Origin of the sequence: Magnetospirillum molischianum DSM 120, assembly GCF_000294655.1 — a bacterium.
GTDB classification, from domain to species: Bacteria; Pseudomonadota; Alphaproteobacteria; order Rhodospirillales; family Magnetospirillaceae; genus Phaeospirillum; species Phaeospirillum molischianum.
In genome coordinates, this window is record NZ_CAHP01000010.1 from 68,016 (window position 1) to 86,724 (window position 18,709).

At 63.4% G+C, this 18,709-nt stretch carries 20 protein-coding genes and 1 tRNA gene; 10 read left to right on the forward strand and 11 right to left on the reverse strand.

What is annotated here, in order from left to right; genetic code table 11:
* Position 1: 1 nt before the first annotated feature.
* A complete protein-coding gene (locus tag PHAMO_RS02475) occupies positions 2-1,507 on the reverse strand; it encodes a leucyl aminopeptidase (protein ID WP_002726086.1) in 1,506 nt (501 codons plus the stop codon).
* A 203-nt stretch (positions 1,508-1,710) separates the two neighbouring features.
* Between PHAMO_RS02475 and PHAMO_RS02480 the strand changes: the two genes are divergently transcribed.
* A complete protein-coding gene (locus PHAMO_RS02480) occupies positions 1,711-2,217 on the forward strand; it encodes a ferritin-like domain-containing protein (RefSeq protein WP_002726088.1) in 507 nt (168 codons plus the stop codon).
* A gap of 34 nt (positions 2,218-2,251) precedes the next feature.
* Here PHAMO_RS02480 and PHAMO_RS02485 read toward each other — a convergent pair whose 3' ends face one another.
* Positions 2,252-4,267 carry an O-linked N-acetylglucosamine transferase, SPINDLY family protein gene (locus PHAMO_RS02485; RefSeq protein WP_002726090.1) on the reverse strand — a complete coding sequence of 672 codons (2,016 nt, stop codon included), beginning with the start codon at positions 4,265-4,267 and terminating at the stop codon, positions 2,252-2,254.
* A 158-nt stretch (positions 4,268-4,425) separates the two neighbouring features.
* On the opposite strand from PHAMO_RS02485, the gene cobA reads away from it, so the two are divergent.
* Both cobA and PHAMO_RS02495 read left to right on the forward strand, forming a co-directional pair.
* On the forward strand, positions 4,426-5,199 hold the full coding sequence (cobA, locus tag PHAMO_RS02490) for a uroporphyrinogen-III C-methyltransferase (protein WP_002726092.1): 774 nt from the start codon (positions 4,426-4,428) through the stop codon (positions 5,197-5,199).
* Entirely contained in the window at positions 5,196-5,939 is a 744-nt protein-coding gene (locus tag PHAMO_RS02495) for a CbiX/SirB N-terminal domain-containing protein (RefSeq protein ID WP_002726094.1), read from the forward strand. The genes cobA and PHAMO_RS02495 overlap by 4 nt, the downstream gene beginning before the upstream one ends.
* Here PHAMO_RS02495 and PHAMO_RS02500 read toward each other — a convergent pair.
* Both PHAMO_RS02500 and menA read right to left on the reverse strand, forming a co-directional pair.
* Positions 5,927-6,955 carry an MBL fold metallo-hydrolase gene (locus PHAMO_RS02500; protein WP_002726096.1) on the reverse strand — a complete coding sequence of 343 codons (1,029 nt, stop codon included), beginning with the start codon at positions 6,953-6,955 and terminating at the stop codon, positions 5,927-5,929. The genes PHAMO_RS02495 and PHAMO_RS02500 overlap by 13 nt on opposite strands.
* Positions 6,956-6,968: 13 nt before the next feature.
* Positions 6,969-7,886: a 1,4-dihydroxy-2-naphthoate octaprenyltransferase gene (menA, locus tag PHAMO_RS02505; RefSeq protein WP_051002355.1), complete on the reverse strand. Its 918-nt coding sequence runs from the start codon at positions 7,884-7,886 to the stop codon at positions 6,969-6,971.
* A 260-nt stretch (positions 7,887-8,146) separates the two neighbouring features.
* On the opposite strand from menA, the gene PHAMO_RS02510 reads away from it, so the two are divergent.
* From PHAMO_RS02510 to PHAMO_RS02540, 7 genes are all read left to right on the forward strand, one after another.
* Positions 8,147-9,181, forward strand: coding sequence for a PstS family phosphate ABC transporter substrate-binding protein (locus PHAMO_RS02510; RefSeq protein WP_002726100.1), 1,035 nt, complete (start codon positions 8,147-8,149; stop codon positions 9,179-9,181).
* A 114-nt stretch (positions 9,182-9,295) separates the two neighbouring features.
* Entirely contained in the window at positions 9,296-10,672 is a 1,377-nt protein-coding gene (gene pstC, locus PHAMO_RS02515; protein WP_002726102.1) for a phosphate ABC transporter permease subunit PstC, read from the forward strand.
* Complete coding sequence (gene pstA, locus PHAMO_RS02520) at positions 10,665-11,978, forward strand: phosphate ABC transporter permease PstA (RefSeq protein ID WP_155801504.1); 1,314 nt, start codon at positions 10,665-10,667, stop codon at positions 11,976-11,978. Before pstC ends, pstA begins: the two co-directional genes overlap by 8 nt.
* A 7-nt stretch (positions 11,979-11,985) precedes the next feature.
* Entirely contained in the window at positions 11,986-12,777 is a 792-nt protein-coding gene (gene pstB / locus PHAMO_RS02525; protein WP_002726104.1) for a phosphate ABC transporter ATP-binding protein PstB, read from the forward strand.
* Positions 12,778-12,787: 10 nt separating this feature from the next.
* Positions 12,788-13,489 (forward strand): phosphate signaling complex protein PhoU, encoded by a 702-nt coding sequence (phoU, locus tag PHAMO_RS02530; RefSeq protein ID WP_002726105.1) that lies wholly within the window; start codon positions 12,788-12,790, stop codon positions 13,487-13,489.
* Positions 13,486-14,214: a phosphate regulon transcriptional regulator PhoB gene (gene phoB / locus PHAMO_RS02535; RefSeq protein ID WP_002726106.1), complete on the forward strand. Its 729-nt coding sequence runs from the start codon at positions 13,486-13,488 to the stop codon at positions 14,212-14,214. Before phoU ends, phoB begins: the two co-directional genes overlap by 4 nt.
* A 95-nt stretch (positions 14,215-14,309) precedes the next feature.
* Positions 14,310-14,399 (forward strand) — tRNA-Ser (locus tag PHAMO_RS02540).
* A 106-nt stretch (positions 14,400-14,505) separates the two neighbouring features.
* Here the strand turns inward: PHAMO_RS02540 and PHAMO_RS02545 are convergent.
* The 7 genes from PHAMO_RS02545 to PHAMO_RS02575 all read right to left on the reverse strand — a co-directional run bounded on the left by PHAMO_RS02545 (position 14,506) and on the right by PHAMO_RS02575 (position 18,282).
* Complete coding sequence (locus PHAMO_RS02545; protein ID WP_002726107.1) at positions 14,506-14,715, reverse strand: helix-turn-helix transcriptional regulator; 210 nt, start codon at positions 14,713-14,715, stop codon at positions 14,506-14,508.
* Between the two features lie 3 nt (positions 14,716-14,718).
* The gene (locus PHAMO_RS18260; protein WP_051002352.1) at positions 14,719-15,858 is read right to left on the reverse strand and encodes an AAA family ATPase; all 1,140 of its coding nucleotides are present in this window, start codon (positions 15,856-15,858) and stop codon (positions 14,719-14,721) included.
* A 2-nt stretch (positions 15,859-15,860) separates the two neighbouring features.
* Positions 15,861-16,862: a PD-(D/E)XK nuclease-like domain-containing protein gene (locus PHAMO_RS18265; RefSeq protein WP_051002353.1), complete on the reverse strand. Its 1,002-nt coding sequence runs from the start codon at positions 16,860-16,862 to the stop codon at positions 15,861-15,863.
* Between the two features lie 67 nt (positions 16,863-16,929).
* Positions 16,930-17,358, reverse strand: a complete 429-nt coding sequence (locus tag PHAMO_RS02560) for a hypothetical protein (protein ID WP_002726110.1) — start codon at positions 17,356-17,358, stop codon at positions 16,930-16,932.
* Positions 17,359-17,428: 70 nt separating this feature from the next.
* Positions 17,429-17,671, reverse strand: a complete 243-nt coding sequence (locus PHAMO_RS02565; protein WP_002726112.1) for a hypothetical protein — start codon at positions 17,669-17,671, stop codon at positions 17,429-17,431.
* 5 nt (positions 17,672-17,676) lie between these two features.
* Positions 17,677-18,072 carry a hypothetical protein gene (locus PHAMO_RS02570; protein ID WP_002726113.1) on the reverse strand — a complete coding sequence of 132 codons (396 nt, stop codon included), beginning with the start codon at positions 18,070-18,072 and terminating at the stop codon, positions 17,677-17,679.
* Between the two features lie 3 nt (positions 18,073-18,075).
* Positions 18,076-18,282, reverse strand: a complete 207-nt coding sequence (locus tag PHAMO_RS02575; RefSeq protein WP_002726114.1) for a hypothetical protein — start codon at positions 18,280-18,282, stop codon at positions 18,076-18,078.
* Positions 18,283-18,709 lie beyond the last annotated feature (427 nt).

Sequence of the window (18,709 nt, forward strand, 5' to 3'; positions counted from 1 at the left end):
GCTACTTGCTCCCTTTGTCCTCGTAAGCGTCGGCAACCAGACGGTCGAGCAGGCGAACACCGAACGCGGTCGCTCCCTTCGGGCAGGTCGCGGTGTCCTTCTTGGACCACGCCATCCCGGCGATATCGAGATGCGCCCACGGCACGTCGTTGGTGAAGCGCTTCAAGAACTGAGCCGCGGTAATCGAGCCGCCCTCACGCCCGCCGACATTCTTCATATCGGCGATGTCGGATTTGATCTGCTTGTCATAGGCCTCGCCCAGCGGCAACCGCCACAACGGCTCGCCCACCGCCTTACCCGCGGCAGTCAAACGATCGGCCAAGCGGTCGTCGCCTGCGAACAGACCGGCATATTCATGGCCAAGCGAAATGATGATTGCCCCGGTCAAGGTGGCAAGATCGACCATGAATTTCGGCTTGAAGCGATCCTGGGTGTACCAGAGCGCATCGGCAAGAACCAACCGCCCCTCGGCGTCGGTGTTGATGACCTCAATGGTCTGGCCCGACATCGACGTAACGACATCGCCGGGACGCTGCGCGGTGCCCGATGGCATATTCTCGACCAGTCCGACCACGCCGACAGCGTTGACCTTGGCCTTGCGGGCAGCGAGAGCGCGCAGGGTACCGATCACGGTGGCGGCCCCGGCCATGTCCCACTTCATGTCTTCCATGCCGCCCGCGGGCTTAATCGAAATCCCGCCGGAATCGAACGTAACGCCCTTACCGACGAAAGCGACCGGAGCCGCTTTGGCATCCTCGGCTCCCTGCCAGCGCATCACGACCAGCTTCGATTCGTGTTCCGAGCCTTGGCCGACGCCCAACAGCGCCCCCATGCCCAGCTTACGCATCTGCTTCTCGCCAAGAACCTCAACCTCGACACCCAGCGCGGCCAGGGTTTCGGCCTGAGCGGCCAGACTTTCCGGGTTGATGATATTGGCCGGTTCGCTGACCAGATCGCGAGTGAAGTCGATCGCCTCGGCCAGTTTGTCGAGACGGTTAAACGACGATTTTGCTTCGGCCTGGGATTCGACCAGCAGGGACAACCGCTTCAGCGACGGCTTGTCGTCCTTCTTTTCCTTGGTCCGGTACTTATCGAAGCGATAAGAGCGCAGCCGGGCACCAAAGGCAGTCTGGGCGGCGAATTCGGCCGGAGCGATCGATTGACCGACAAAGGTGTCAATGGCGATTGCCGCATCGGTCTCGCCCGACGTCAGCAGAGCAGCGGCGGCGTTGCCGCCGAACGCCTGGGCTGCCTGGGCGTCGAGATCCTTGGGCTTGCCGATCCCGACCAGCAGCACGCGCGAAGCGGCAAGGCCCGACGGTGCCAACAGGGTCAGGGTCTGGCCCTTCTTGCCTTCGAACCGGCTGGCGGCGATAGCCCGTCCAAGGCTGCCCTTGGTCTCGACGTCAAGCGACTGGGCCGTGGTGGACAACAGTCCGCCTTCGGCAACGGCGACGACCACGGCGCCCTGAGCGGGCAGCGACGGCTTGGAAAACGCAATCTTCATGGAACTCCTCGCGGGGGAAGAAAAGGAAGGGGAAGAAGCGGTTGGATCAACCTTAGACCTCATTCTCCCGCCTGTCACGATGAGGAGACGAAAGACGAGCCATCATCCTGGAGCATTGGCCTCGTCCCGCCACTTGGCGCATACTCTTCAAGACCCGTTCGCACGGGGCACGATCGCGGTTTTCCCGCACGGAGGATTCCGACATGCCGACCAAGGTTGCCACGTTTCTCGCCCATGCCCTGGCGATGGAGAACGAAGCGGCCGATCGCTACGAAGAGCTGGCCGACACCATGGAGGTTCACAACAATCCAGACGTCGCCGAGTTGTTCCGACAAATGTCTGAATTTTCGCGCCACCATGCGGCCTCGGTCGCCGAGCGTACCGTCCCGCACGAAATGCCCGCGTTGAAATCCTGGCAATATCGCTGGAACAGCCTCGAACCGCCCGAAGTCGGCGCTGTCGAGGGGACTCATTACCGCATGACGCCCTATCATGCCCTTAGTTTCGCGCTCGACAACGAACGGCGAGGCCGCGATTTCTATGCCGCTCGCGCCAAAGATGGCGAGACCGCCGAAATCCGCCGTCTCGCGGCGGAAATGGCCAAGGAGGAAGAGGAGCACGTCCAGGAACTGGAACGCTGGATCACCAGCATCCCCCGCCCAGATTCCGACTGGGCCGACGATCCCGACGACGCTGTTGTCGCGGACTGACGGCCCGCAAGGCTCCGGTCGAATCCCGTCACTCTTACGCCGGAACCTCCAACCGGCGCGGACGGCGTCCGGTACAGGCGGCATCCCAGATCAGCCGGAATCCTCGCTCCAGATCGCGGGCAAAGCGGTCGGTGTCAAATAGCGCAGAGGAAAGCCGGGCTGCGGCGAGGCGCTCCGTCACTGTTGCCAGCGCCGCCGGGTCGGTCGCCAGAGCCACCGCTTTCTCTTCATACGCATCAAGATCAGGACAGATCAGTTCGGGTAGGCCCAACGCACCGAGCAAACTGGCTCCGACCCGTGAAGCGAAAGCCTCACCCGGCGTCGTCAGGATGGGGAGCCCGGCCCACAGCGCGTCGCTGGCAGTGGTGTGGGCGTTATAAAATAGAGTGTCTAGCCCCAAACCGGCGTGACGATGACGGGCAAGATGGCGGGGCTTGGGCTCGCGGGCAGCAAAGACCAACCGGGCGGGATCGATTCCCCGCGCCTGTGCCTCGCGCCGTAGATTGGTCTCCATCGCCACCGAATCGCCCAGCAGCCATAGCACCGAGTCCGGTACCCGTTCGAGAATCCGCATCCAGCGACCGAACATGATCGGCTCGATTTTATAGGCCTGATTGAAGCAGCAGAACACGAACGCGCCGTCGGGAAGCCCGTATGCGGCGCGTTCGGCCGAATCGGGCGATATCGGCTGAGTGCGGTCGTTGGGCTGATAACAGTGGGGCAGAACCAGCAGGCTTTCCGAGAAAGCAGCCTCGGCCCCCGGCGGTGCGACAACCCCATCGACGATAACCCAATCGATGAAGGACGCGCCGCTGGTTCCCGGCAGACCCAGCCAATTGACGGCGACCGGCGCCGGTCGTAGCGCGGTCAGGGCCAGGCGGTTGCCCCGCGTGTGGACGTTGATATCGACCAGGATGTCGATCCCGGCCTTGGCGATCGCGGCGGCGGCAGCAGCATTGTCCTCGGCGGCGAGATCGAGGAACAGGTCCGATCCCTCGCGCACGGCACGGCGATAGGCGCTGCCATCGTCGGGACCGAGCGACAGCGCCGCCACCCGCACCGCTGCCCGATCATGGGCGGCAAACAGGCCACGCATCAAATGGCTGGTGGGATGGTCGTGGAAATCGGCCGACAGATAGCCGACCGTCAGCCGGTCGCGTCGTCCCGCTCGGGCGATCCGAGGCGACGGCCCCGACGCTTTGGCCTCGGCGGCGATCTGATCAGCGCGACGGCGAGCAAAGACCTGCCCTTCGGAGGGCGTCAAGGTCAGCGGTAGGGTCAAGGCTTGCATTGGCCCAATCCAAGGACCGGGCTGGGCCAGCGCCGGTTCGACCAGATCGGAGCGCAGACGCTCGATCCCATCCCAATCGCACAGACTGAGACGGGCCTCGGCCAACCGCCCGATCAGCCCCAGATCGCCGGGGCGGACAGCAACGGCACGGCGGTAATAATCGAGTGCAGCCAGCGGATCGCCCGAACGGCGAACGGCATTTCCTGCGCCCAGCAGCGCTTCGGGCATGGTCGGCGCGACTGCCACCGCTTGCTCGAACAGGGCAGCCGCCTCGACCGCCCGGCCGGATTCAAGCCGCAGATTGCCAAGATTAACCAGCAAGGCCGGTGCTTTGGGGGCCAGTTCCAGAGCGCGAAGCAATGCCGATTCGGCGGCGGTACGCCGCCCGCGAGCCAGATGAATGCGAGCCAGCCCTGACCACAGCATCCAGACTTCCGGGCGCGTGGCGAGACCAGACTGAAACGCCGCCTCGGCCTCGTCCAAACGGCCGGATTCGGTCAGCAGCATTCCTAAATTCAGCCACGCCTCGGCCATCTCCGGCGCCAGGGCAACGGCACGGCGCAAGGCGGCGGCGGCGGGAGCGGTCTTGCCGCGATCCTTCAGCACCCGAGCCAGATTGTAATGAATCATCGGATGGTCGGGCAGAAAACCGGCAAGACGGCGGCAGGCCGCTTCGGCCTCGCTTAGACGTCCGGCGCGATACAGCACCTCGGACTGGCCCGCCAGCCGCTCGATTTCCGCCATTTTCGCCGCATCCATCTTCGCCTTGGTCCCCACCCGATTGGTTCAAGCCGGGCATCCTCACTCGAACCCCGCGTCGCCCGCAATCGATTCCGTGGCGTTTCGGTGGCCCTCGCGCCCCGGCCTGTGTTAGGAGTGCCGCTCGCGCCCCGTCCGGGGCCAAAGCGTGAGGTTTTATGACAACGGCGAATGATCCGGCGGCGAAGCTCGGCAAGGTGACCCTGGTGGGAGCCGGTCCCGGCGATCCCGATCTTCTGACCGTCAAGGCGGCACGGCTGATCGGCTCCGCCCGACTGGTGGTTTATGACCGGCTGGTCAGTGCCGAGATTTTGGCCCTGATTCCCCCTGATGCCGAGCAAATCTTCGCGGGCAAGGAATGCGGTCGCCATTACCTGACCCAAAGCGAAACCAACGACCTGTTGCTGCGACTGGCCCGTTCCGGCCGCGACGTGGTGCGGCTGAAAGGCGGCGACCCGTTCGTGTTCGGACGTGGCAGCGAGGAGGCTCTGTTCCTCGCCCGCAACGGCATTGCCTTCGAAGTGGTGCCGGGAATCAGCGCCGCGGCCGGAGTCTCGACCTATGCCGGGATTCCTCTGACTCATCGCGGGCTGGCCACTGGCGCACGCTTCGTCACCGGCCACCTGCGCGAGGGCAAGCCGCTCGACCTGCATTGGGACACGCTGGGCGATCCCGACACCACGCTGGTGATTTACATGGGGCTGCAATCGCTGAAGGAAACGTCGGCCGAGTTGATCGCCGCCGGACTGCCGCCCGATACCCCCGCCGCCGCGATCGAGAACGGCACCACGCCACGCCAGCGCCGGGTGATCGCCACCCTGGAAACTCTTTATGATCGTGCTCACGCTGCCGAGCTGCATCCACCGACCCTGATCGTGATCGGCAAGGTGGTCTCGCTATCCGATGAACTGGACTGGTTCGACGCGCGATGATGGCGGATCGGCCCGCTTTGGTGCTGGTTGGCCACGGCTCGGCCCGCCATCCCGAAGCCGGCGCCCCCCTGAAAGCGCTGGCCGATGAACTGCGCCGCCGCGATCTGTTCGCGTCTGTCGATGCACGTTTCCTGAAGCAGGAACCACGGCTGGAGCCACCCGCCCCTGCCCCTCTGACCGTGGTGGTGCCGGTATTGACCGGCGGTGGGGCCTTCGCCGAAACCCGGCTGGCCGAGCAGGCCGAACTTGACGGGCCGCTGACGCTACGCCAAGGCAGCCGCATCCTGCTGACGCCTCCGGTCGGTGCTCATCCCGGCTTTGCCGCGCTGATCGCTCGGACGGCGGAACGGGCCGCCGCAACCGCCGACCTCTCTCCCGCATCGTCGGTTCTACTCCTGATCGGCCACGGCGCATCCCGACCGGAAGGTGCGGCCGGAACCGCCCAGGCAATCGCCACGCGGATCGAGGCAACCCATCGCTTTGCCGCCGTCACCGCACTGTTTCTGGAACAGGAACCGCTTGCCGCATCCTGGCCCGATTGGGTCGCCGGACGCCCGGCTGTCGTGCTGCCGCTGCTGCTGTCACAAGGCGGCCACGCCCGCTTCGATCTGCCCGCTTTGTTCGGGCCAGAGCGGAGCGGCGGGCATCGGATCGTAATGGCGGCACCGCCAACCGATACGGCGGAACTGGCCGACATCGTTCTAAACTTGGCGTTCGACGCCATCGATCAGCGCCGGTAGGTCCACGCCCCGCCCGGCCCGGTCTCTCGAACGATCTCGCCCCGCTGCGCGAGATGGGCCAAGTGAGCCACCGTCTCTCCGGCGGCGAACACCGTCTGATTGGAATCCATCGGACGAGGAAACAACACCCGCATCACTTCGACCACCGTCGCCGGAGTTTCGACACTCTCAAGAGTCCGTTCTAACCGCTCGGCATGATGAGCCGCCAACACATCGATGCGGGCGTGCAGCCCCCGGAACGGCAGGCCGTGCGACGGCAGGACCAAGGTATCCTCGGGCAAGGCCCGCAACCGCATCAACGAGTCAAGAAACGCCGATAGCGGATCTTCGTCGGGTTGCTGCGGCCAAACCCCGACAATCGGGCTGATGCGGGGCAGAACCTGATCGCCCGAGATCAGCACCCCAGCCTCGGCACAATACAGGCACAGATGCTCGGGAGAATGCCCGCCGCCGACGATCGCCCGCCAGTCCCGCCCGCCAATGGTGAGGACATCATCCTCGCGAATCGCCTCGAACCGGGGTGGTACCGCATCGATACGGGAGCGATAGGTGTTGCCGTGCCGCTCGATCTCGTCGCACAACGCGGAATCGAGGCTGAGGCTGCGGTAGAAATCGGCTTGGTTAGCGGCATAGTCGGGATCGCTCTCCAACCACAGCATCCGCCCGAACAACCACTCGGACCGTGTTGCCGTCAACCCAACGTCAAGCCGTGCCGCCAGCCACCCCGCCAGCCCGATATGATCGGGGTGGAAATGGGTGGCTATCAGCCGGGTCGCCCGCCTCCCAACCAGCGGCCCGTCGAGCAATTCACTCCATAAAGTGCGGGTGAGGTCGTCGGAGACACCGCAATCGACCAGCGCCATCCCATCGGAACCGTCGTCGAGCACCCAAAGATTGATGTGATCGAGCGCGAAGGGCAACGGCATTTTCAGCCAGGAAATACCAGGAGCGACCTGGATCAGCTGGCCCGGCTCGGGCGGCTGACTGAACGGATAGACCAGGGATGAGGGAGCCAAAGGACGCGCCTTTCTAGAGAATCAGGCCGAGCGTCAACAATCCCGAAATCAGCAATTGCAGCCGGGCCGTCGTGCCGAGAATGATGTTAAAGGCTGGTCCCCGCGCCTCGGTCGTGAAACGGCGGATCAGACTGATCGCCATCGGCAGCGCACCCAACACCAACCATCCGCCCGCCGGGCCGGTCGGCCCGACCAGAAGAACAAACGGTGCCAGCACCATCACGGCGTAAAGCGCCTGACTGTTGCGCAATCCGGCGCGGATCGCCAGTGTGCGCCGCCCGATCAAACGGTCGGCCTCCATGTCGCGGTAATTATTGGCCATCAACACGGCGGCCGCTACCAAGCCTACCGCCAGACCGACAATCACGGCGGAAAGGCTAAGACCGTGGGCCTGAAGGTAATAACTGCCCCCTACCGCGCCGAGACCGAAGAATGCAATCACGAACACTTCACCGAACGGGCCGTAGGCAATCGGGCGCGCCCCGCCGGAATAGCACCAGCCGCCGGCCAGCGAGGCCAGACCCAGCGCCAGAATCGGCAGTCCGCCCAACGTGACAAGATAAAGGCCGAACAGACAGGCAAGCCCGAAACAGACCAGAGCAGCGGCACGCACCCGCCCTGGCGTCACCCAACCCAGCGCGGTAACACGGGGCGGCCCCTGGCGCAAAGGCTGGTCACCGCCGCGTAATGCATCGGCAACGTCGTTATGAAGATTTGTTCCTGCCTGGATCAGCAAAGCCCCACCCAGCGCAGCCAGAAACGGGCGCGGATCGAAATGACCGGCCTCGGCCCAACCCAGCGCGGTACCGGCCAGAACCGGGGCAACCGCCATGGTCAGGGTGCGGGGACGGATCGCCAGCCACCACAGCCGCCATCCGGCCGGGGGACGGTCGGCGCGGCTGGCCTCGTCTTCAGCGAGAGAAGAGGCCATCTGCTGACCGGGCTCAATATTCATATCTTGGCCTTACTTTTCCCAGACACCCGATGGCGACCGATTCGCCTGGACCAGGGTGAGGTAACATACTCCAGCCGACCCTGTTCGAGAAGCTTTGGCGGATTCGCCCGTCCACCGCCCGGCAGGCGTCACGGAACCTTCATATATCTGTCAAGGAGACGTAACCCCCGGTCGATATGGTGGCTGTGCCGAGGAACTGTCCCCGGCACCGTTCTATTCGCTCCATCGGAGGTCTCATGCTGAGGAAGACCATGGCCGTGGCCGCCATTGCGGTTGCGTCGCTCGCCGTCGCAGGCACCGCTCACGCCCGCGATCAGATTCGCGTCGTCGGCTCGTCGACCGTGTACCCCTTCACCACTGCGGTGGCCGAACAGTTCGGCAAGACCGGCAAGTTCAAGACCCCGGTGGTCGAAAGCACCGGAACTGGCGGCGGCTTCAAGCTGTTCTGTGGCGGTGTTGGTCCCGACCATCCAGATATTAGCGATGCCTCCCGCGCGATCAAGGCCTCCGAAATCGAAAATTGCGCCAAGAACGGCGTTTCCGAAATCGTCGAGATCAAGATCGGCTATGATGGCATTGTTCTGGCGGCCGCCAAGCGCGCCAAACATATCGATGTCACCCGTCAGCAACTGTTCCTGGCCCTGGCCAAGGAAGTGCCGGTCAACGGCAAGCTGGTCGAAAACCCCTATGTGACCTGGAATCAGATCGATCCCAAGCTGCCCACGCAGAAGATCGAAGTGCTCGGCCCGCCGCCGACCTCGGGCACCCGTGACGCCTTCATCGAACTGGTGTTCGAACACGCAGCCGAATCCTTCCCCGAGTTGAAGGAACTGAAGAAGACCGACGAAAAAGCCTTCAAGAAGGCGTACTCGTCGATCCGCGAGGACGGAGGCTATATCGAGGCTGGCGAGAACGACAACCTGATCGTCCAGAAGCTTGATGCCAACCCGAATGCATTCGGCATCTTCGGCTACAGCTTCCTGGAGCAGAACGAGGACAAGATCCAGGGGTCGATGGTCGATGGCGTCGCCCCCACCTTCGACGATATCGCCTCCGGCAAGTATGCGGTGTCGCGCCCGCTGTATATCTACGTCAAGAAGGCCCATGTCGGTCAGATCCCCGGCATCAAGGAATTCCTGGCCGAATACAGCTCGGAAAAGTCCTGGGGCAAGACCGGCTATCTCGCCGACAAGGGCCTGATCCCGCTGGCCGATGGCGAGCGCAAGGAATGGGCCACCAAGGCCACCTCGCTCGTCACCCTGACGAAGTAAGATCGTCCGCAGCCGCCCCGCCCCACCGGGGCGGCTGCTATCTTTCTGCGGCCGGTCTGTTACAGTCCCGGCCGGCAAAGATGCCGCACCCCGCTCACCAGTTAGACGATCCCCATGCAGCTTCTCATTCTGACCGTCGTTCTTCTCGCTCTTACGGGTATCGGTTTCAGTACGGGGCGCCGCCGAGCCCTGGCGGTCGTGGAGGGAAATCCCCGCCTGCTGCATTCGCTCCCCAACCATCATGGCTACCTTGTCGCCCTGTGGTGCGGCATTCCCGCCCTGCTGGTGGTCGTTGGCTGGCTGGCGTTCGAGCCGTCACTGCTGCATGCCCTGGTGATCTCGGCCCTGCCGCCCGAACTGGCCGAGATGTCCGACGAACGACTGTCGCTGGTCTACAACGAAGTCCGCAACGTCGCATTGAACGGCCAGACCGCCGGATCGGATGCGGTCGCCGAAGCGGCCCGCCATTATCTCTCGTTACGTCAGACCCTGTTCGGCGCGACCGCCGTCGTTGCCCTGGTCCTGGCCGTCGCCGGTCTGGCCTGGGCGCGCGGTCACATCCATCGCGACCTGCGCGCCCGCAATCGGGTCGAACGGGTCGTCACCGTCTTTTTGGTGATGGCGTCCACCGTCGCGATCTTCACCACCATCGGCATCGTTCTGTCGCTGCTGTTCGAATCGCTGCGCTTCTTCCATTTCGTTCCGGTCAGCGAGTTCCTGTTCGGCACGGCCTGGAGCCCGCAGATGGCGATCCGCAGCGATCAGGTCGGCAGTTCGGGGGCTTTCGGCGCGGTGCCGCTGTTCGCCGGAACCATGCTGATCGCCGGAATCGCCCTGGTGGTCGCGGTTCCGCTCGGCCTGCTCTCGGCGATCTACATGTCCGAATACGCCCTACCCCGCTTCCGCTCGGTGGTGAAGCCGATGCTGGAAATCCTGGCCGGCATCCCGACCGTGGTCTACGGCTTCTTTGCCGCCCTGACGGTGGCGCCGTTTATCCGTGACCTCGGCACCTCGCTCGGGCTGACCGTCGCCTCGGAAAGCGCGCTGGCCGCCGGTCTGGTGATGGGGATCATGATCATTCCCTTCGTGTCGTCCCTGTCCGACGACGTTATATCCGCCGTCCCGCAATCCCTGCGCGAAGGCGCTTACGGACTGGGCGCAACCAAGTCGGAAACCATCAAGCAAGTGGTGATCCCGGCGGCGTTGCCCGGTATCGTCGGCGGCGTTCTGCTGGCCGCTTCGCGCGCCATCGGCGAAACGATGATCGTGGTCATGGCCGCCGGTCTGGCCGCCAACCTGACCGCCAATCCGCTGGAAGCCGTTACCACCGTTACCACCCAGATCGTCACCCTCCTGGTCGGCGATCAGGAATTCGACAGCCCCAAAACCCTGGCCGCCTTTGCTCTGGGTCTGGCGCTGTTCACCATCACCCTGGCGTTGAATGCAGTCGCCCTGCACATCGTCAACAAGTACCGGGAAAAATATGACTGAGACCACGCAAATGGCTAGGCTTGGTGCCGTCCGTCCCACCGCCGAGATCGTTGCCGCGCGGCTGAAGCGCCGCCACAATGCAGAGCGCCGGTTCCGCGCCGTCGGTCTGGGCGCTGTTCTGCTGGCTCTCGGTTTCCTCGGCATATTGCTGTTCACCATCGTCGGTAACGGCATTACCGCCTTCGTGCAAACCTATGTTCGGATCGACGTCACCTTCGATTCCGCTCTGCTGGGAATCGAAGGTGACACCGGCCCCGACGCACTGGCCGCCGCGAATTATCAGGCGATCATCAAGCAATCGCTGTATCGCACCTTCCCCGAAGCAAAGACCCGCGCCGAACAGCGCCAGTTGGGGGCGATGGTCTCATCCGGGGCAGATATCGACCTGCGCAAGATGCTGACCGCCGATCCGTCGCTATTGGGCCAGACCCGCAGCCTATGGCTGCTGGCCGACGACGACATCGACATGGCGGTCAAGGGCCATATCCCGCGCCAGCAGGGGATCGCCGGCAACCGCCTGTCAGACAACGAACTCCGCTGGCTGAGTGAACTGGAATCCCGTGGCGCGGTCGAAACCCGCTTCAACACCTTGCTATGGAGTTCGGGCGATTCGCGCGAACCGGAACTGGCGGGTCTGTGGGGCGCGGTGGTCGGCTCGATCTTCTCGCTGGTCATCACTCTGCTGGTCAGCTTTCCACTGGGGGTCGCCACCTCGGTCTATCTTGAGGAATTTGCACCGAAGAATCGCTGGACCGACCTGATCGAAGTCAACATCAACAATCTGGCGGCAGTGCCCTCGGTAGTGTTCGGCCTGCTCGGTCTCGCGGTGTTCCTCAACATTCTCGGCATGCCTCGTTCAGCCCCGCTGGTTGGCGGTTTGGTTCTGGCGCTGATCTGTCTTCCCACCATCATCATCGCCGCCCGCGCCGCGATGAAGGCGGTGCCGCCCTCGATCCGCGAAGCCGCCGCCGGACTGGGCGCGTCGAAGCTTCAGGTCGTCACCGATCATGTCCTGCCATTGTCGATGCCCGGCATTCTGACCGGAACCATCCTCGGCATGGCTCACGCCCTGGGCGAGACGGCCCCTCTTCTGATGATTGGCATGGTTGCCTTTATCGTCGATATCCCGGCCACGCCGCTGGACCCGGCGGCGGTGCTGCCGGTTCAGGTCTATCTGTGGGCCGACAGCCCGGAACGCGCCTTCGTCGAACGGACCTCGGCGGCCATCATGGTGCTGCTGCTGTTCCTGGCGCTGATGAACCTATCGGCGATCCTGCTGCGCAAAAAATTCGAACGGAGATGGTAGTCTCATCATGAACAGTCAGGTTACCGCTCATCGTCCCCAGGGCTGCGCCAAGGTCTCGGCCCGATCCCTCAGCGTTCATTACGGCGAAAAGCATGCATTGCAGGCGGTCGATCTCGACATCCGCGCTGGCGAGGTCACCGCGCTGATTGGCCCCTCGGGCTGCGGTAAATCGACCTTCCTGCGCTGCATCAACCGCATGAACGATATGGTCGAAGGCGCGAAGGTCAGCGGTAGCCTGACGCTCGATGGCTCGGATATTTACGACCGCGCGCTTGACGTGGTGCAGTTACGGGCACGAGTCGGGATGGTGTTCCAAAAGCCCAATCCATTCCCCAAATCGATCTACGACAACATTGCCTACGGCCCGCGTATCCACGGTCTGGCCCGCGATCAGAACGAGTTGGACGAGATCGTGATGACCAGCCTGGAGCGGGCCGGTTTGCTGGCCGAGGTCAAAGACCGGCTGACCGAATCCGGCACCAGCCTATCGGGCGGACAACAGCAACGCCTGTGCATCGCGCGCGCCATCGCGGTCGGCCCCGAAGTAATCCTGATGGATGAGCCGTGTTCAGCGCTCGACCCGATCGCCACCGCCAAGGTCGAGGAACTGATCGACGATTTGCGTGAAAATTACACCATCGTGATCGTCACCCACTCGATGCAGCAGGCCGCCCGCGTGTCCCAGCGCACCGCGTTCTTTCACCTGGGCAAACTGATTGAGGTCAGCGACACTGAACAGATCTTCACCAACCCACAGCAGCCACTGACTCAGGGCTATATCACCGGCCGTTTCGGCTGAGGGGGTTCGCATGGAAGAGCAGGTCCACACGGTTAAATCCTACGACGAGGAACTGGCCCATCTGACCGGCATCATTGCCCGGATGGGCGGCATGGCCGAGGCTCAGTTCGCCTCTAGCCTGCATGCTCTGTCACGTCGCAACGAAGCCCTGGCCCAACGGGTGATCGAAGGCGACATCCGCATCGACGAGTTGGACAAAGAGGTGCAGAGCTTCGCCGTCCGCCTGCTTGCGCTGCGCCAGCCGATGGCGGTCGATCTGCGTCAGATCGTCGGTGCCCTCAACATCTCGGGCGAAATCGAACGGGTTGGCGATTATGCCGCCAATCTGGCTAAACGCTCGCTGGTTCTGCACCATGTCGGAGTCTCCGTCCCGGTGGCCGGAGTGGTGCGCCTGGGCGATTTGGTCCGCGGCCTGCTGAAGGACGTACTCGACGCCTATTTGGAAAAAGACGTCGCCAAGGCACTGGGCGTCTGGAGCCGCGACGAAGAAGTCGATGCGATGTATAATGGCGTCATGCAGGATTTGATAACCCTGATGACACAGGATTCAGGTACCATCACCGCCGCCACCCATCTGCTGTTCATCGCCAAGAATATCGAACGGATCGGCGACCATGCCACCAACATTGCCGAGGCTTTGCATTATCAAATTCTCGGCACCTCGCCCGCTGGCTTGCGGCCCAAGGGCAACACCGTCGGAGGACCGGAATGAGCCCGCGTGACGCCACTCCCGCAGGCCAGGCGAGGCCGCTGATCCTCATTGTCGAGGACGAAGCCTCTCTGGCCACCATGTTGCGCTATAACCTCGAGAAAGAGGGATTTCGCGTCTGCGAAGCCGGTGACGGCGAAGAGGCTTTGACCCTGGTCGCCGAGCGGCGGCCCGATCTGGTTCTGCTCGACTGGATGTTGCCGTCGCTATCGGGGATCGAGGTCTGCCGCCAATTGCGGCGGAAACCCGCCACCCGCGACCTGCCGATCATCATGTTGACCGCGCGCGGCGAGGAAAGCGACAAGATCCGCGGCCTTAACACCGGGGCCGACGATTATCTGACCAAGCCGTTCTCGCTGCCCGAACTGATGGCCCGCACCCGCGCCTTGCTTCGCCGCGCCCAGCCGGTACCGCAAAAGGGACAACTGACCTGGGGCGATATCAGCATGGATCTGGCCGCCCATCGGGTGACCCGAGCGGCCCGGCCCATCCATCTCGGCCCGACTGAATTCCGGCTGTTACAGTTTTTTCTTCAGCATCCGGGCACGGTGTTCTCACGCGAGGAGTTGCTCGACGCGGTTTGGGGGCCAGACATCTATGTCGAGCCTCGTACCGTTGACGTTCATATCCGTCGCCTGCGCAAAGCACTGAATTGCGACACCGAAAGCGACATCATCCGTACCGTGCGTGCCGCAGGCTACGCTCTGGACGCAGAATCCGCTGCCTGAGCCGTAGGGGCTTGCGCCGCGACCGCCGTCAGGGTATCTGTCAAAACGACTTCGCGTTCTGGGGTGAATGATCGCGTTTACCCCCTCGCGACAGGGGAAGTGTGGCCGAGTGGTTTAAGGCAGAGGTCTTGAAAACCTCCGAAGTCTCGCGACTTCCGTGGGTTCGAATCCCACCGCTTCCGCCACAAATTCAAGCCAATCCTTTGAAAAGGATTGGCTTTTTTGTTTCCTAAAACGATCAACCCACAACGTAACCCACATATCGTTTTCTGGCTTGGGCAGATGGAGGGGTCACCCCCCTCCCTGCCGCTCTATCTGCCTGCCCATCCAATTGAGAACGTCCGTCTGCTTCCATGCGACGTAGGGACCACCAAACAGCCGCAACGGCGCGGGGAAATCCCCATCCTTGATTTTGGCGTAAACCGTCGCCCTGGACAGCCCCACCTTGCTCAGAACCTCGGGCAGCCGGAGGAACCGCTCGTCCGGAACAACATCAATCATCCCCTACCCCTCCCCATTCACCCGCGCCCGCTGCTCGTCCAGCGCGCCGGAGCCGAGTTCGCGGCAGACTTCAAGATCGAGCGCCTCCCACACCGCATCGACCTCGGCTTCCGTCGCCGCGGCCTGCATCTGGGCAAGACCGGCGGCGGCTTCGGAGGAGAGGGTTCCGATTTTTTGCATCCCGCCAGCGCCAAAAGGGTCGCTCAAGGATTGGGGATCGGCGTCCCGTTCCTGCTGCTGGCGGAGGCGGTCAAGCCGTTCGCGCTCCTCATCGGCGGATCTGGCGATCGACCCAAGATTCTCAGACACTGTCCGCAGGAAGGCGTGGGTATCTTTCGTCTGGACCTTCCACCACGCCGTCAAAGCGGCTCGGCCCTTCCTGGCTTCCTCTTCGGCCTGAACTCGCAACGCCTGTTGCGCCGGGGTGATAATTTCGCCACCAGAAACCCATGCCGCCAATTTGCGCCCGGCATCCTCGTTGATGAGGTCAATCCCCTCGACAATCGGCTTAAGGGCGTCCGGCACCTTCCCCTTCGGGTATTCGTGCAGGAAGTGGCCCCGGCCGACCATTTGAAGAACGAGGGTCAGTTCGAACCGCCATGACTTATCGAACTGCTCGACCCATTCGTCCTGGCGCACCCACTCCTTCCGACCGTTGACCTCGACTTCTTTCATCGGCTGCTTGGCGCGGGTGCAGAAGATCAGGTGGCACCGACTGGTGAGCAGGCGGCGCTTGACCTTCTCCAGGCGGGCCTTCGGGTCTTTCCACTTCGCCACACCTTTGCTGCCGTTGTTGTCGGCGATGTCGAGGACACCGCCATCACCGCCCCACAGGTGCGAAAGGCTGTCGAACACGGCGACGGTGAACCCGGCTTTTTCCACCTCATCCAGGGCGGCGATATACCGCTCCGGGCTGAAGGGAGGGGTCAACTCGGCATAAACGTAGCCCCCAGCGATGGCGTCGCAATAGAGCCGCCCGCGCCCAGCCTCGGTGTCGATCAGCACCCTCTTGGACGGGTCGGCCTCCATGCCTGCCATCAGCTTAAGGGCGGACAGCGTTTTTCCGGATTCGCTGCCTCCGTAGAACTGGATCAGTAAGCGAGCGCCCGCGCGGGTGGCAGGCTGAAAATTGAGAATGCCCATGGTCATGCTCCAGGGATGAAGGCGTTTTCGACGGCGCGGCGAATCGCCGCTGGCGCGGCGCGCTCGGTGATTGATCGGCCGCGTTCGGCGATGCGTTGGTGTGCGTAAGGGGGAATACCGACCCGAAAGGCGGTGTCCTGGTCAAGGCTATCGCGGCGGCGATAGCCCGGCCATGCCGCACGATGCTGGCCGTCCTTAAGGCACCGGGCGAACAGGTCGAGCGCCTCGCGGTTTTCCTGCCGACCGGCGTCGAGCGCAAAGCTGTCGAGCTCAATCACGCTGGCCAAATATGGCGGCGACTTTTCCTGAACAACGAACCAGTAATGTTTCGGCTCGTTGCCCGTCGCCAGTTGCCACCCGTCCAGATACCATGCGGCACGGCGGTAATAGCGCAGGTTGTCAGCCGCCCGCCCAAAGTCGAGTGGGTTGGCATCGATGGCTGTCTTGTAGTCGATCAGATAAGACTGATCATCTGGAACCCGGTCGGCCCGCAAGCGGCACCAAACGCCGGTGACAGGGTCACGCCAGAAAGCAGACACCTCCGACCTCCCCGGCCGCTCGAAAGCGGCGCGGGCGAAGCTGTTGGCGAACAGGGCGTCGCGCATGTCGATGATTTGCCGATGCTGCTCTGTCAGCAGGGGGATTTGGCCAGCGGCGCGGGCCTCGTCTCTGGCCGTCCGGGCCGCCTTGGTCTTGTAATCGTCCGCCTCGATCACGCGAACCGAAGCCTCGAACAGGCCCGGTTCCAGGAAAACAATGTGGGCGGCCTTGCCGAGGCCGAACGCCGTCGTTTCGGTCGCCTCCCACGACGGGTTGAGCCGCTGGCTTTCCCACCAGAATCGGGCGGGGCATTCGTCGAGCATGGTGTCCACGCCGCCAGCCGACAGGCTCGGCGTCGGGCACGGGTCGGCGTGATAGACCTCGTTCGGCATGTCGTAGATGCCGGGTCCGGTCGCGGCGAGAGCTGCGCGGGCTTCGGCGAGGTTGGTGATGAGGTCAGCCATAGTCAGCGGCTCCATCTGTGGAGATTTCGAATTACCCAGGGCAGGCAGCGGCGGATAAAGGCGGGGATCATTGGCGGGGCTCCTGCTGCTTTGCCCAATCCCGGACGATTGCTGGGGTTGCGTCCCGAGCGGCACGCCAAATCAGGCGCAGCTTCGCGAGGTCGGTCTGAGCGGCCATGTGGCATTCGGGCTCAGGCAGGCCGAGTTGATCGGCGATCCAGCGGTACGTCCGGTTGCGGGCCGATTTCTGGATGCGGCGGACGGCGGCGGCGTATTCGTCGGTGCCGGGTTTTTCCTTGATGTCGTAGGCGCCCGGCGCGTCCCTCCACAGCCGGTCAACGACCTCATGGCAATGCTGCCGCGCCCTGTGGATTTCGGCCGACACCAGCGGCTTGCCATGCCAGGACCAAAGTCCGCAGCAGCGGTGCTTAATTCCGTAGGAAGTCTGAACCTCGGCAGCGGGTTCCCCGCAAGACGGGCAGATCGGCGCGTTCATGGCATTGTCTCCAGCAGCAGGGCGAACAGCACCACAAGCACCCCGGCCTCGATGATCAGCAGGCGGTCGGCTAGGCGCATGGCGGCAAATCCTCGGGCTGGAAGCTGCTGACCGGGTGCCGCAGAGAGACGACGCTCGGGCTGGTGACGATCTCCTCGGGCCAGACGACGATACTGTCGCCGTCCGACGTCTCGACCCGATAAGCGATGATCGACCCGCTGATGCGTCTGGTGACGTTGCGCACGACGGCCGGGCCGGAATACTCCCCCGGCACGGAGACGATGACGGTGGTGTCGAGGGGGATTGGGTTCATGGCCCCTACTCCGCTGCTACGGCGTCGGGCCAGTCGTCGCGTTCGAACGACTCGGGTTCGGGCGCGGCAACGGGGGTGGTGGCGTCGTCGATCAGTTCGTCCTGGCGCGCCATCAGCCAATCGGCGATCAACTGCCAGAGCGGCGACGAGGTCGGCAGGCGGCGGTATTCACCTTTGGTCGCCTGCTGGGTATCGCGGTGCCCGTAGACCTCGATCTCGGTAATCTCGATCTCGGCTTCATCGCCGGGATACCAGCAGCCCGCAGCGGTGTTGAAGCTGTCCGCGCTGCCGGGCGAATAGGTGAAAGTCGCGACCCCCTCGATATCGACTTCTTCGGCCAGGATCAGACCGGCCTCGATAACCTTGTGGGGGAAGGTGAAGTTGTAGGTGCTGGTCAGCATGGTTCAGCCCTCCTCGTCTCGGGAAGCTGCGATGGCTGCGCGGTACTGGTCGTACCGGGAGATAGCGGCGGCCAGCTTGGCGTTCAGGTCACGGAGGCGGTCGCCCTCACGTCGAGAATCAGTGAGGTCAGACTCTGCCTCCAGGTACAGCGCGCGGATGCGGGCGTTCTCGGTAGCCAGATCGGGTGCAGTGGTGTTCGGATCGGCCATCTTTCCCTCCCATCGGGGTGTTGATGGGGTTATGTTCACAGAATTCTGTGCATATGGCAACAGAGAATGCACAGAATTCTGTTCTTCATGCAAAACCGCCTCTGTGCGACCATGCGTTGTGCATTGGCGCGAAACCTGACCGAAAGAGGTAGCGATGGTGAGGGTGTTGATTGCGGCTGTAATTCTGGCGGTATCCAGCGGATCAGCCTCGGCGCAGCTTTACAACCCGCTCGAAACCACGAGCGATTCCCGCGCCCGGCACTCGGCCGAGAATTACGACACCTATCGCAGTCGGGGGAACGACGCACCGCTGGGCGGATACTCCCACCCCATGGGCGATCCGTCGCCGTCTGGGACGCTCACTCCCGGTTACGGCTCGTCCGGGTCAGGCTATGGCAGCAGCCCCTTACAGAGCGGGAACAGCCAG

Coding starts and splice junctions, on each gene's coding strand:
- PHAMO_RS02510 (WP_002726100.1), top strand. CDS start 8,147: ATGCTGAGGAAGACCATGGCCGTGGCCGCCATTGCGGTTGCGTCGCTC.
- PHAMO_RS02570 (WP_002726113.1), bottom strand. CDS start 18,072: ATGCTGACCAGCACCTACAACTTCACCTTCCCCCACAAGGTTATCGAG.
- pstA (WP_155801504.1), top strand. CDS start 10,665: ATGACTGAGACCACGCAAATGGCTAGGCTTGGTGCCGTCCGTCCCACC.
- phoU (WP_002726105.1), top strand. CDS start 12,788: ATGGAAGAGCAGGTCCACACGGTTAAATCCTACGACGAGGAACTGGCC.
- pstC (WP_002726102.1), top strand. CDS start 9,296: ATGCAGCTTCTCATTCTGACCGTCGTTCTTCTCGCTCTTACGGGTATC.
- PHAMO_RS18265 (WP_051002353.1), bottom strand. CDS start 16,862: ATGGCTGACCTCATCACCAACCTCGCCGAAGCCCGCGCAGCTCTCGCC.
- phoB (WP_002726106.1), top strand. CDS start 13,486: ATGAGCCCGCGTGACGCCACTCCCGCAGGCCAGGCGAGGCCGCTGATC.
- cobA (WP_002726092.1), top strand. CDS start 4,426: ATGACAACGGCGAATGATCCGGCGGCGAAGCTCGGCAAGGTGACCCTG.
- PHAMO_RS02545 (WP_002726107.1), bottom strand. CDS start 14,715: ATGATTGATGTTGTTCCGGACGAGCGGTTCCTCCGGCTGCCCGAGGTT.
- PHAMO_RS02565 (WP_002726112.1), bottom strand. CDS start 17,671: ATGAACCCAATCCCCCTCGACACCACCGTCATCGTCTCCGTGCCGGGG.
- menA (WP_051002355.1), bottom strand. CDS start 7,886: ATGGCCTCTTCTCTCGCTGAAGACGAGGCCAGCCGCGCCGACCGTCCC.
- PHAMO_RS02495 (WP_002726094.1), top strand. CDS start 5,196: ATGATGGCGGATCGGCCCGCTTTGGTGCTGGTTGGCCACGGCTCGGCC.
- PHAMO_RS02475 (WP_002726086.1), bottom strand. CDS start 1,507: ATGAAGATTGCGTTTTCCAAGCCGTCGCTGCCCGCTCAGGGCGCCGTG.
- PHAMO_RS02575 (WP_002726114.1), bottom strand. CDS start 18,282: ATGGCCGATCCGAACACCACTGCACCCGATCTGGCTACCGAGAACGCC.
- PHAMO_RS02485 (WP_002726090.1), bottom strand. CDS start 4,267: ATGGATGCGGCGAAAATGGCGGAAATCGAGCGGCTGGCGGGCCAGTCC.
- PHAMO_RS02480 (WP_002726088.1), top strand. CDS start 1,711: ATGCCGACCAAGGTTGCCACGTTTCTCGCCCATGCCCTGGCGATGGAG.
- PHAMO_RS02560 (WP_002726110.1), bottom strand. CDS start 17,358: ATGAACGCGCCGATCTGCCCGTCTTGCGGGGAACCCGCTGCCGAGGTT.
- PHAMO_RS18260 (WP_051002352.1), bottom strand. CDS start 15,858: ATGGGCATTCTCAATTTTCAGCCTGCCACCCGCGCGGGCGCTCGCTTA.
- pstB (WP_002726104.1), top strand. CDS start 11,986: ATGAACAGTCAGGTTACCGCTCATCGTCCCCAGGGCTGCGCCAAGGTC.